We start from the raw sequence: 11,519 nt of genomic DNA on the forward strand, positions 1-11,519 counted from the left end.
GCCCCTTCCCGCGCGACCGGGTCGGGCGTACCGTGTCGCCATGACGATCGCTCAGGCCTGGACCGGCCCCGAGCGGTCGCCGACGGAGGTCGGGCATGGGCAGAGCACGGGCCGGCGGCGTCGCCGCCGTGGCGTCCCTCACCGTGGGCGCGGTGGTCGCCGTGTCCGCCAGCAGGAGGCTCGTCCAGCCCGGTGACGCCGGTGCCGACGGCGCACGGCTCGGCTCGCTCGACCTCGTGGCGGTGGCCGTGCTGCTCCTGGGCCTCGCCGTCGCCCTGGGCGGCGTCACGATCGCGCTCGTCGCGCTGGCCGATCGAGGGCTCGGCCGGCTCGGACCGGACGCCGGGCCCGCACGACCGGCTGCCGTGGACGCCGAGGCGCGGCCCCCGACCTCCTCGACGCGCACCGACCCGCCCGTGCCCGCGGGCGCACCGGCGGGCGAGCCCCGGGACGAGCCCGACGACGGCCGCGCCGGAGGGACCGGGCGTGCCCCCAGAACGGGCTACAGCCGGGCGCTCCTCGACGACGAGGAGAGGGGGCCCGGCCGCGTGGAGCGACCGACGGCGCGAGTCGCACCCGTGGTCCTCCGCCCCCTGGGGCGACCACCCGTGGGCGTCGTGGCGAAGGCCCCGACGGTCGCGGCGGCCCGTGGCGACGGCCCCGCGGACGGGTCCGAGGACGTCGGTCGGCGACCGGCCTGAGGCCTCCGCGGGCCGACGACTCGAGGCCGTGCTCCTAGCAGAGCAGGCACGAAGCGGGCACGAAGCGGGCTGAGGGTCTACCGTGCACTCCGTCAACGACACGCCTCATCTGGGAGGGCACCACACATGCGCTTGAAGTACATCGTCATCGCGGTCATCGCCTTCATCGCCTACACGTTGGGCGCGAAGGCCGGTACGGGCCGTTACAAGGAGATCTCCGGCTGGTTCGGATCGTTCTGGAACGACCCGCAGGTCGTCAAGGCGCGCTCCCAGGCGAAGAAGGACGTCGACAAGGCCCGCAAGGCCGCCGTCAAGAAGGCGAAGAAGCGCCACCGCTGATCGCCGGGGGCCCCCGGGCCCCGCACCCGCTCCCCCCGAGCACTCCGCACTTCCTGAAAGGAACACATCATGGGCTTCCTCGCCTTCATCCTCCTCGGCCTCATCGCCGGCGCCATCGCCAAGCTCATCCTCCCCGGCAAGCAGGGTGGCGGCTGGATCGCCACCCTCGTCCTCGGCGTCATCGGCGCCCTCCTGGGCGGCTGGCTCGGCGGCCTCATCTTCGACGTCGGCTACGAGGGCTTCTTCTCGATCCAGTCCTGGATCATCGCCATCGTCGGCGCGCTCATCGTGCTCGTCATCTGGGGCTTCATCACGAAGCGCTCGGGTCGTCGCGCCTGACGCACCAGCACCGACGCCGCGGGCGGTCTCCCCTCTGGGGAGGCCGCCCGCGGTCGTCCGTGGCGGTGCACGCACCCGACGGCGATGCCAGACTGGCGCCGTGCCCACCGACAACTGGCTCGCTCCCGACACCGTCGCCCCGGAGGCGGTGGTCACCGCTGCCGCGGGCGCGACCGTCCGCCCCGTCTGGCGCAACGACGCCGGCGGCCTCACCTTCGAGCTCGGCAGCGGGCCGGGCCGCCGCTTCGCCAAGTGGGCACCGCACGGCAGCGGCCTCGACCTGCACGGCGAGGAGATGCGCCTCCGGTGGGCCGAGGACTTCACGCCCGTGCCGCGCGTCCTCGAGATCGGCAGCGACGACGACGGCGACTGGCTCGTCACCGCCGGGCTCCCTGGGCGCAGCTGCGTCGACCCGTTCTGGGCGACCACGGACCCGGCGCTCGCCGTCCGCGCCGCGGGGGCGGGCCTCCGGCGTCTGCACGACGCCCTGCCGGTGGACGACTGCCCCTTCAGCTGGTCCGTGGAGGACCGCCTGGCCCAGAAGGACCGTGCCGGCACCGCTCCGACCCTGCAGGCCGAGGTCCCGCCCATCGATCGCCTCGTGGTCTGCCACGGCGACGCCTGCTTGCCGAACACGCTCGTGCTCGACGACGGCACCTGGTCCGGACACGTCGACCTCGACGCGCTCGGGGTGGCCGACCGGTGGGCCGACCTGGCCGTGGCCACGATGAGCCTGGGCTGGAACGTCGGCGACGGGTGGGAGGAGACCTTCCTCGACGCCTACGGCATCGCGCCCGACGAGCGTCGCACGGCCTTCTACCGCGCCCTCTGGCTCGCCGGCTGACGACGAGCGCGACGGCTCAGCCCGCGGAGCGCCCCTCACGTCGCCAGCGGCCCACGAGGGTCACGCCGTACTGCACGGCGGCGGCCCAGTGCCCGACGAGGCCCGCGCCGAACGCGACGGCGCCGACGGTCGTGACGGCCCGGTCCGCGCCTCCTGCCCAGGCCGCGTCGCCCAGGGCGACGCCCACGAGCAGCACGAGCAGCCCGGTCATGAGCAGCGCCGTGCGCACCTTGCCGAGCCAGGTGACGGGGAACGCGGCGCCGCCGAACGCCCACAGGGCGAAGCCGCTGAGCAGCACGTCGGGCACGAGCAGCAGCACGAGCGCCCACCAGGGCACGAGGCCGCCGAGCGCGAACGAGACCGCGACGACGATGAGCGTGACCCGGTCGGCGACGGGGTCGAGCCAGCGCCCCAGCTCGCTCGTGGTGCCGGTCCGGCGGGCGATGAAGCCGTCGAGGAAGTCCGTGACGAAGACCACCGCGATGACGACCATGGCGGGCGCGGGGTCGCCCTGCACGACGAGCACGAGGAACACCGGCAGCAGCAGCAGGCGCGCGGCCGTGATGGCGTTGGGGACGGTGCGCCACTCGTCCTGCCGGAAGAGCCGGTCGAAGAGCGTCACGGTCGGGTCACCAGGTCGGCGGGGTCGGCGGGACCGGCGGGGTCAGCGGCTGGCCGCGGCCGCGAGGGCCGCGATCGAGAGGATCGAGTTCGTCAGGCGCCCCTCGAGCACGCCCTGCACGATGTCGTCGAGGGCGACCCAGCGCACCTCGATGTCGGCCTCCTCGGCCTCGCGCGCGAAGGCCTCGCTCGTCGAGCGCACGTCGGTCGCCCGGAACACCGTCACGGTCTCGTCGTTGCCGCCGGGGCTGGTGTGGAAGGCCACGAGCTGGTCCCACGTGCCCGCCTCGAGGTCGGCCTCCTCGGCGAGCTCGCGCTGCGCGGCCTCGAGCAGGGACTCGCCCTCCTGGTCGAGCAGCCCCGCGGGCAGCTCCCAGTCGCGCGACCGGATCGGGTGGCGGTACTGCTTGATGACGAGCACGCGCTCCTCGTCGTCGATCGCCATGATCGCGACGGCGCCCGTGTGGGCCACGTACTCGCGCGTGATGCTCGAGCCGTCGTAGTCGAGCACGTCGCGCACGACGTTCCAGACCGCGCCCTCGAAGACCACCTCGGACGACGTCACCGTCGCCTCGAACGGGTCGTCGCGCAGGAGTCCCCGGTCGCCCTGGTCGGGCGCCCCGACCCCGGCGTCGCTCACGCGCGCACCTCGGCGGCGGTCCCCTCGGCGGTGCCCGCCGCCGCGCCCTCGCCCTGCTCGCCCTCGGTGGCCTCGTCGGCGAAGAGCCGGCTGGAGTTCTGGCGGTCGAGGGCGGCGTCGACGAGCCCGCTGAACAGCGGGTGCGCGTCGGTCGGGCGCGAGCGGAGCTCGGGGTGCGCCTGCGTGCCGATGTAGAAGGGGTGCTCCGTGCGGTCGAGCTCGACGTACTCGACCAGCGAGCCGTCGGGCGAGGTGCCCGAGAAGACGAGGCCGGCGTCGGCGATCTGCTGGCGGTAGTGGTTGTTCACCTCGTAGCGGTGGCGGTGGCGCTCCTCGACGAGCTCGGAGCCGTAGAGGTCGGCCGCGAGCGAGCCGGGCGCGAGCGCCGCCGGGTACAGCCCGAGCCGCATGGTCCCGCCGAGGTCGCCGCCCGCGATGATGTCGACCTGCTCGGCCATGGTGGCGATGACGGGGAACTCGGTGTCGGGGTCGAACTCGGACGACGAGGCCCCGCCGAGGCCGGCCTCGTTGCGGGCGTACTCGATGACCATGCACTGCAGGCCGAGGCAGAGGCCCAGCGTGGGGATCCCGTTCTCACGGGCGAAGGTGAGGGCGCCGAGCTTGCCCTCGATGCCGCGGATGCCGAAGCCGCCGGGCACGCAGATGCCGTCGACGTGGGCGAGCGCCTTCGCCGCGCCCTCAGGGGTCTCGCAGTCGTCGGAGGGGATCCAGACGAGGTTGGCCTTCGCCTGGTGCGCGAAGGCGCCGGCGCGCAGCGCCTCGGTGACCGAGAGGTAGGCGTCGGGCAGGTCGATGTACTTGCCGACGAGGCCGATGGTGACCTCGTGCTTGGGCTCGTGCACGGCCGTGAGGACCTTCTGCCAGCGCGACCAGTCGACGTCGTGCGCCTTGTCGGCGAGGCCGAGGTGGTCGACGATGTAGCGGTCGAGCCCCTGGTCGTTGAGCATCGTGGGGATGTCGTAGATGCTCGGCACGTCGATCGCGTTGACGACGGCGTCCTCGTCGACGTCGCACATGAGGGCGATCTTGCGCTTGTTCGACTCGGAGACGGGCCGGTCGCTGCGCAGCACGAGCGCGTCGGGCTGGATGCCGATCGAGCGCAGGGCCGCGACGCTGTGCTGGGTCGGCTTGGTCTTCTGCTCGCCCGAGGCGCCCATGTAGGGCACGAGCGAGACGTGCACGAAGAAGACGTTCGCCCGGCCGAGCTCGTGGCGCACCTGGCGCGCCGACTCGATGAAGGGCTGGCTCTCGATGTCGCCGACCGTGCCGCCGACCTCCGTGATGATCACGTCGGGCTGCGGGTCGTTCGAGGCCTGCTCGCGCATGCGTCGCTTGATCTCGTCCGTGATGTGCGGGATCACCTGGACGGTGTCGCCGAGGTACTCGCCGCGGCGCTCCTTGGCGATGACGCTCGAGTAGACCTGCCCCGTCGTGACGTTGGCGGACTGCGCCAGGTCGATGTCGAGGAACCGCTCGTAGTGGCCGATGTCGAGGTCGGTCTCGGCGCCGTCGTCGGTGACGAACACCTCGCCGTGCTGGAACGGGTTCATGGTGCCCGGGTCGACGTTGAGGTAGGGGTCGAGCTTCTGCATCACGACGTCGAGGCCCCGCGCGGTGAGCAGGTTGCCGAGGCTGGCGGCCGTGAGGCCCTTGCCGAGCGACGACACGACGCCACCGGTGACGAAGATGTGCTTGGTCGTCTTGGCCCCTGCAGGAGCGTCGTCGAGGTGGGAAGAAGGGCCCGAGTCAGTGATGTCCGCCACGGGGTTCCATCGTACGTCACCCTCGACCCCCCGCACACCCCCGGGTCGCGCCCGGTCGGTCCCGCCCGGTCGGTCCCGCCCGTCGAGGACCGCCCGGTCGTCCACCCGGACGGGCCCGTCGACCAGGCCCTCAGCGCGACCGGCGCGCCCCGCCGGCGAGGTCGAGCAGCTCGCGGGCGTGCTCGAGGCCGCTCGGGCTGTCGGGCAGGCCGGAGAGCAACCGCGCCATCTCGGCGACGCGCTCGTCGCCGTCGAGCTGGCGCACGCTCGACGCGGTCACCTCGCCCGAGGCGTCCTTGACGACCGTGAGGTGGTTCGTGGCGAAGGCGGCGACCTGCGCCAGGTGGGTGACGACGATGACCTGCGCGCGCTCGGCGAGCGCGGCCAGGCGTCGGCCGATCTCGATGGCCGCCGACCCGCCGACGCCCGCGTCGACCTCGTCGAAGACGAACGTGGGCACGGCGCTCGACCCCGCCATGACGACCTCGAGGGCCAGCATGACGCGCGAGAGCTCACCGCCGGAGGCGCCCTTGCCGAGGGGCCGCGGCTCGCTGCCGGGGTGCGGGCGCAGCAGCAGCGCGACCGCGTCGGCGCCCGTGCTGCCCAGCTCGTCACGGGGCTCGACCTCGACGACGAGCTCGGCGCCCGTCATGGCGAGCGCGGCGAGCTCGGTGCTCACGCGCTCGGCGAGGTCGGCGCCGGAGGCGCGGCGCAGCTCCGTCAGGCGGCCCGCCCTGGCCTCGGCCTCGGTGCGGAACTCGCCGACCTCGACCTCGAGCCGTTCGACCCGGTCGTCGTCGGCGTCGAGCTCGACGAGCCGGCGGCTGCCCTCGTCGAGGAGCCGGACGGCGTCGTCGAGGGTGGGCCCGTGCTTGCGGACGAGCGCCGCCAGCGTCGCCCGGCGTTCCTGCACGCCCTCCAGCTCGGCGGAGGCGTCGGCGTCGAGGCCCCCCACGTAGCTCGAGAGCCGCGACGACGCCTCGGACACCTGCACGCTGATCTCGGTGAGCAGCTCGGCGACGGGCTGCAGGGCGTCGTCGTGCGCGACGACCCGGTCGATCTGCCGTCGGGCCTCGTCGACGAGCGAGAGCACGTCACGGGCACCGTCGGCGGCGTCGCTCGAGAGCACCTCGTGGGCGAGGCCCGCCGCGAGACGCAGGTCCTCGGCGTTGCTGAGCCGGTCGGCCGTGGCGTCGAGCTCGTCGAGCTCGCCCGGGACGGGGGCGACGGACTCGATCTCGTCGATGGCGGCGCGCAGCTCGTCGGCCTCGGCCCGCCGCTCGTCGCGGTGCCGGGTCAGCTCGTCGAGCTCCGTGACCGCGGACCGCCAGGCGTCGTGCGCCTGCCGGTAGGCCTCGGCCGCCGCGGCCAGCTCGGCACCGCCGTGCGCGTCGACCGCGGCGCGCTGCGCGGTGGCCGAGCGCAGCCTGATCTGCTCGGACTGCCCGTGCACGACGACGAGGTCGTCCGCGAGGTCGGCCAGCACGCCCACCGGCGCCTGACGGCCGCCGACGAAGGCACGGCCACGACCCTCTTGTGCGACGACGCGGCTGAGCAGCAGCTCGCCGTCGTCGACCTCGCCGCCGGCGTCGTGGACGCGGTCGACCACGGAGCCCTCGGCCGCGACCAGCCACCGACCGTCGACGACGGCCCGGTCGCTGCCGCGGCGGACGACGCCGCTGTCGGCGCGCTGGCCGAGCAGCAGCCCGAGCGCCGTGACGACCATGGTCTTGCCCGCGCCGGTCTCGCCCGTGACGGCCGTGAACCCCGGCCCGAGGGGCAGGGTGGCACGACCGATGACGCCGAGGTCGCGGATCGCGATCTCCTCGATCACTCGGCGGCCCCCTCGGTCGCCGGCCCGCGCCAGCCGGTCACCGGCAGCCGGAACTTCGCGACGAGACGGTCGGTGAACGGCCCCTGGCGCAGGCGCGCGAGGCGCACGGGCTGCTCGGAGCGGCTGCACTCGACGCGCGCGCCCGGCGGCAGGTCGTGCTGGCGCCGGCCGTCGCACCAGAGGATCCCCCGGGCGTCGGTGCGGTTCAGCACCTCGACCGCCAACGTCGAGTCGGGCCCGACGACGAGGGGCCGGGCGAAGAGGGCGTGCGCACTGAGCGGCACGAGCAGCAGGGCCTGCACCTCGGGCCAGACGACGGGCCCGCCGGCCGAGAACGAGTACGCCGTCGAACCCGTCGGGGTCGACATGACGACGCCGTCGCAGCCGAACGACGACAACGGTCGCCCGTCGACCTCGATGACGACCTCGAGCATGCGCTCGCGCGAGGCCTTCTCGACGGTCGCCTCGTTCATCGCCCAGGTGCGGTACACGACCTCGCTGCGGTTGGTCACGGTGACCTCGAGGGCGAAGCGCTCCTCGACGTCGTAGTCGGCGGCGAGCACGCGCGCCACGGTCTCGGCCAGCTCGTCGCGCTCGCTCTCGGCGAGGAACCCGACGTGCCCCAGGTTGACGCCGACGATGGGCGCGCTCGAGCCGCGGATGAGCTCGGCCGCCCGGAGGATCGTGCCGTCGCCGCCCAGGACGAGCACGGCCTCGAGGAGGTCCCCGGGCACGTCGTCGGGCATGATCTCGACGTCGTCGCCGAAGCTCGGCTCGGCCGCGCGGACGTCCTCGAACTCGTCGCGGGGCAGGACGGGCACCACGCCCGCCGCGCAGAGCAGCCCGCACACCTCGAGGGCCGCGTCGATCGAGTCGCGCCGCCCCGTGTGCGAGACGACGAGCACGCGCCGCGTCCTGTCCATGTCGCTCACGCTCCCGTCACCTCGTCCGCCGTGTCCAGCCATTCTGTCGGATTCGTCCCGGCCCGGGCCGAGAGGTGCACGACGTACTCCTGGTTGCCGGCCGTCCCGATGACTGGGGAGGAGATGAGGCCCGCCGTGCCGAGCCCCAGGTCGTGGGCGGCCCAGAGCACGCCGGTCACCGCCTCCGCGCGCAGGCGCGGGTCGACGACGAGCCCCTCCCGCACGCCCTGGCGCCCGACCTCGAACTGCGGCTTCACGAGCACGACGAGGTCGGCGTCCGGGCCCACGGTCGCGAGGACCGCGGGCAGCACGAGGGCCAGCGAGATGAACGAGAGGTCGGCGACGACCAGGTCGGCCCCGGCCCCCACGGGCGCCAGCGAGACGAGCTGCTCCCGCGTGAGGTAGCGGGCGTTGACGCCCTCGAGCATCGTCACGCGGGGGTCGAGCCGCACCGGGGTGGCCAGCTGACCGTGCCCGACGTCGAGGGCGACCACGTGCCTCGCGCCCCGCTCGAGCAGGACCTGCGTGAAGCCGCCCGTCGAGGCCCCCACGTCGAGCGCGACGCGACCCGTCGGGTCGACGCCGAAGGCGTCGAGGCCGGCGAGCAGCTTGTGCGCGGCGCGGCTGACGTAGTGGTCGAGGCGGGCCACCAGGAGGTCGTCGTCCGGTCCGACCCGGACGCTCGCCTTGACGACGCCCCGCCCGTTGACCGTGACGACGCCGTCGGCGAGCAGCCGCGCGGCGTGGGTGCGGGACCGGGCCAGGCCCCGCGTGGCCAGGGCCGCGTCGAGGCGCTCGCCCGGGCCTCCTGACGCGTCGGTCACCGGCGGCCCGGCACGGGACCGGCGGCCGGGAGGGCATCGTGGCGCGGCTGGTCCTCGAGGACGGCCCGCAGGTCGTCGTGCAGCCCGGCATAGGCGGCAGCGCGCTCCTCGAGCGGCTGCGCGTCGACGAGGGCGAGCCGCTCGGCCAGGCCGGGGACGGCCTCCTGGTGGTCGTCGGCGGGTGCGGGCAGGTCGGTCATGGTGCCGACCAGACTACGTCCCGCGGGGGTCGTCCGGGTGGAGGGCGGGGTCGACGTCGAGGGCGTAGATCGCGAGCCCCGTCGACCACACCGCCCGCGTCCCGGCACGGATCAGGTCGACCGGGTCGTCGCCCGCGCTGACGACGCGCACGACGTTGCCGCGCACGCCGACGCTCGCGCCGCGCACGGTCACGACGCGGATGTCCTCCTCGAGGTGCTCCGCCACGGCCGGGTACGGCTCGTGCAGCTCGCGGAGGTCGCCGAGCACGAAGTCGGGCCGCGAGTCGGCCGGCGCGGCGAGCAGCTGCTTGGCCCCGTCGATCCCCGTGAGCACCAGGGCCGAGAGCAGCCCCGCACGGTTCGCCCCGACGATGTCGGTGTCGAGGCGGTCCCCCACGAAGAGCGGCCGCGAGGCGCCGAAGCGCTCCACCGCCGCAGTGAAGATGGGGGTCTCGGGCTTGCCGGCCGTCACGGGGAGGCGGCCGACGGCGGTGTGCACCGCGGAGACGAGGGTGCCGTTGCCGGGGGCGACGCCGCGCTCCTGGGGGATCGTCCAGTCGGTGTTGGTCGCGACCCACGGGATCCCGGCGTGCAGCGCGAACGACGCCTCGGCGAGGTCCTTCCAGCCGAGCTCCGGCGAGAAGCCCTGCACGACGGCCGCCGGGGCGTCGTCGGCCGAGCGCGTCACGACGAAGCCCGCCGCCTCGACGACGGTCGTGAGGCCCTCCCCGCCGACGACGAGGACCGTCGCGCCCGCGGGCACGAGATCCGTCAGGAGGCGCACCGCGGCCTCCGGGCTCGTCACCACGTCGTCCGCGGTGACCGCCAGCCCGTACCCCGCGAGCTGCGCCGCCACGGCGGTCGCCGTGCGCGAGGCGTTGTTCGTGATGTAGCCGACGCGGAGGTGCTCGGCCGCCCGGTTGAGCGAGTCCACCGCGTGGTCGATGGCGTGCCGGCCGCGGTACACGACGCCGTCGAGGTCGGCCAGGACCGCGTCGACGCCGTCGAGCGGCGTGACCGCGTCAGCGGACATCGTCGCCCTCGTGCCCGACATCGGGCTCGTCGTCCGGCCCGGCACCGGGCTCGGGCTCGACGCCGAGGTCGACGGGCTGCTCGTCGCCGGCGTCGACGTCGAGGTCCTCCTCCACGATCTCCACGGTCTCACGGGCGTCCTCCTCGCTGGCGGCGTCCAGCGCTGCACGGGCTCGGTCCGCCAGCGCGTACCAGCGCGCCGCGTCCTCGGTGCGCTCGAGGTCCTCGAGCACGGTGGCGTAGGCGTCGAACAGGTCGGGGCTCCAGCTGAACGCCTTCGTGGCGTCCAGCTGCGGGATCTCGAGCTCGCGGAGGGCCGCGTCCGGGCGACCGAGGTCCAGCCGCGCACCGGACATGGCGATCGCCAACTGCACCCGTGCGGGGACCTCGAGCGTGCTCGGGTCGACGGAGCGCCCCAGCTCGAGGGCCTTCTCCGGCCGCTCGAGCCCGCGCTCGCTGTCCACCATGAGGGGCAGGTGGTCGTCACGGCCCGAGATGCGCCGGTACGTGCGCAGCTCGCGCAGTGCGAGCGCGTAGTCGCCGACCGTGTACGCCGTGATGGCGATGGTCTCGCGGACGACTCCGATCCGGCCGGCCCGGCGACCGGCGGAGAGGGCGTGCTTGTGGGCCTCCTCCGGGTCCTCGTCGATGAGACGGCCCGCCATGACGAGGTGCTTGGCGACCCAGTCGGCGTTCTCCTTGCTGAGGGTCTTGAGCTCGCCACGGGCGACCTTGTCGAGGTCGCGGGGCTCGACGTCGTCGGGCACGTGCGCGACCTCGTGCTGCGGACGCACCGACTTCAGGCCGTAGGGGTCACGCTCTTCGTCGGTCTGCCGGGGCGGACGACCGGAGTCGCGACGCGGTCCCGAGGGGCGGTCCCCGGAACCAGGGCGCCCCCCGCGCTGCCGACGGTCCCCGTACGCCGGACGGTCGCCGCGCTGCGGACGGTCCCCGTACGCCGGACGATCGCCGCGCTGCGGACGGCCGCCCGACGACGGGCGGTCACCGCGCTGCGGACCGTCACCGTACGTCGGGCGGTCCCCGCGCTGCGGTCGGCCGCCCGACGACGGGCGGTCACCGCGCGGGGGGCGCTGCTGTCGCTCGCCGCCGCTGCGGTCGTCACGAGGGGGTCGGCCGGAGTCGGGCCGACGTGACGGCGGCGTGGGTCCGCCGTCGCCCTGGCCACCGGAGGAGCGGGGACGCCGGTCGTCTCCGCGCTCGTCGTCGCGTTCGGTCACGGTTGCTCCTCTACGGTGTGCCAGCTGTGGTGTTGTGGGGTCGACCCGAGGGGGCGACCCGTCGATGTTACTGCCGTTCGGCTCGTGCGAGGGTCCGGGCTGTAACGCAGAAGAGCCACCCCGGTGGGGTGGCTCTTCTGGTTCACCACCCCGCGGGGTGGTGTCAATGGATGTCCGGCGGTGTCCTACTCTCCCACAAG

At 74.3% G+C, this 11,519-nt stretch carries 13 protein-coding genes; 4 read left to right on the forward strand and 9 right to left on the reverse strand.

Going from position 1 to position 11,519, the window contains the following annotated elements; translation table 11 throughout:
• Positions 1–95 precede the first annotated feature (95 nt).
• From ACYVHQ_RS12620 to ACYVHQ_RS12635, 4 genes are all read left to right on the forward strand, one after another.
• Positions 96–701: a hypothetical protein gene (locus tag ACYVHQ_RS12620; protein ID WP_460513556.1), complete on the forward strand. Its 606-nt coding sequence runs from the start codon at positions 96–98 to the stop codon at positions 699–701.
• A 126-nt stretch (positions 702–827) separates the two neighbouring features.
• A complete protein-coding gene (locus ACYVHQ_RS12625; RefSeq protein ID WP_460513557.1) occupies positions 828–1,040 on the forward strand; it encodes a hypothetical protein in 213 nt (70 codons plus the stop codon).
• Positions 1,041–1,109: 69 nt separating this feature from the next.
• Positions 1,110–1,379, forward strand: a complete 270-nt coding sequence (locus ACYVHQ_RS12630; protein ID WP_460513559.1) for a GlsB/YeaQ/YmgE family stress response membrane protein — start codon at positions 1,110–1,112, stop codon at positions 1,377–1,379.
• A 100-nt stretch (positions 1,380–1,479) separates the two neighbouring features.
• Positions 1,480–2,223, forward strand: coding sequence for a phosphotransferase (locus ACYVHQ_RS12635; protein WP_460513561.1), 744 nt, complete (start codon positions 1,480–1,482; stop codon positions 2,221–2,223).
• 16 nt (positions 2,224–2,239) lie between these two features.
• Here ACYVHQ_RS12635 and ACYVHQ_RS12640 read toward each other — a convergent pair whose 3' ends face one another.
• From ACYVHQ_RS12640 to ACYVHQ_RS12680, 9 genes are all read right to left on the reverse strand, one after another.
• Positions 2,240–2,845, reverse strand: a complete 606-nt coding sequence (locus ACYVHQ_RS12640; protein WP_460513563.1) for a CDP-alcohol phosphatidyltransferase family protein — start codon at positions 2,843–2,845, stop codon at positions 2,240–2,242.
• Between the two features lie 42 nt (positions 2,846–2,887).
• Entirely contained in the window at positions 2,888–3,484 is a 597-nt protein-coding gene (locus ACYVHQ_RS12645) for an NUDIX domain-containing protein (protein WP_460513565.1), read from the reverse strand.
• Positions 3,481–5,259 (reverse strand): CTP synthase, encoded by a 1,779-nt coding sequence (locus ACYVHQ_RS12650; RefSeq protein ID WP_460513592.1) that lies wholly within the window; start codon positions 5,257–5,259, stop codon positions 3,481–3,483. Before ACYVHQ_RS12650 ends, ACYVHQ_RS12645 begins: the two co-directional genes overlap by 4 nt.
• A 139-nt stretch (positions 5,260–5,398) precedes the next feature.
• Positions 5,399–7,102, reverse strand: a complete 1,704-nt coding sequence (gene recN, locus ACYVHQ_RS12655) for a DNA repair protein RecN (RefSeq protein ID WP_460513567.1) — start codon at positions 7,100–7,102, stop codon at positions 5,399–5,401.
• On the reverse strand, positions 7,099–8,025 hold the full coding sequence (locus tag ACYVHQ_RS12660) for an NAD kinase (RefSeq protein ID WP_460513594.1): 927 nt from the start codon (positions 8,023–8,025) through the stop codon (positions 7,099–7,101). Before ACYVHQ_RS12660 ends, recN begins: the two co-directional genes overlap by 4 nt.
• 5 nt (positions 8,026–8,030) lie before the next feature.
• Positions 8,031–8,849: a TlyA family RNA methyltransferase gene (locus tag ACYVHQ_RS12665; RefSeq protein WP_460513568.1), complete on the reverse strand. Its 819-nt coding sequence runs from the start codon at positions 8,847–8,849 to the stop codon at positions 8,031–8,033.
• Complete coding sequence (locus tag ACYVHQ_RS12670; RefSeq protein ID WP_460513571.1) at positions 8,846–9,049, reverse strand: hypothetical protein; 204 nt, start codon at positions 9,047–9,049, stop codon at positions 8,846–8,848. The genes ACYVHQ_RS12665 and ACYVHQ_RS12670 overlap by 4 nt, the downstream gene beginning before the upstream one ends.
• A gap of 13 nt (positions 9,050–9,062) precedes the next feature.
• Positions 9,063–10,082, reverse strand: a complete 1,020-nt coding sequence (locus ACYVHQ_RS12675; protein ID WP_460513573.1) for an HAD-IIA family hydrolase — start codon at positions 10,080–10,082, stop codon at positions 9,063–9,065.
• Entirely contained in the window at positions 10,072–10,848 is a 777-nt protein-coding gene (locus ACYVHQ_RS12680; RefSeq protein WP_460513575.1) for a hypothetical protein, read from the reverse strand. Before ACYVHQ_RS12680 ends, ACYVHQ_RS12675 begins: the two co-directional genes overlap by 11 nt.
• Positions 10,849–11,519 lie beyond the last annotated feature (671 nt).

This window comes from Frigoribacterium salinisoli, from assembly GCF_054781095.1.

Bases quoted from the DNA above. Each gene is read 5' to 3' on its own strand.
- ACYVHQ_RS12670 (WP_460513571.1), bottom strand. From the start codon at position 9,049: ATGACCGACCTGCCCGCACCCGCCGACGACCACCAGGAGGCCGTCCCC.
- ACYVHQ_RS12620 (WP_460513556.1), top strand. From the start codon at position 96: ATGGGCAGAGCACGGGCCGGCGGCGTCGCCGCCGTGGCGTCCCTCACC.
- ACYVHQ_RS12630 (WP_460513559.1), top strand. From the start codon at position 1,110: ATGGGCTTCCTCGCCTTCATCCTCCTCGGCCTCATCGCCGGCGCCATC.
- ACYVHQ_RS12625 (WP_460513557.1), top strand. From the start codon at position 828: ATGCGCTTGAAGTACATCGTCATCGCGGTCATCGCCTTCATCGCCTAC.
- ACYVHQ_RS12660 (WP_460513594.1), bottom strand. From the start codon at position 8,025: ATGGACAGGACGCGGCGCGTGCTCGTCGTCTCGCACACGGGGCGGCGC.
- ACYVHQ_RS12675 (WP_460513573.1), bottom strand. From the start codon at position 10,082: ATGTCCGCTGACGCGGTCACGCCGCTCGACGGCGTCGACGCGGTCCTG.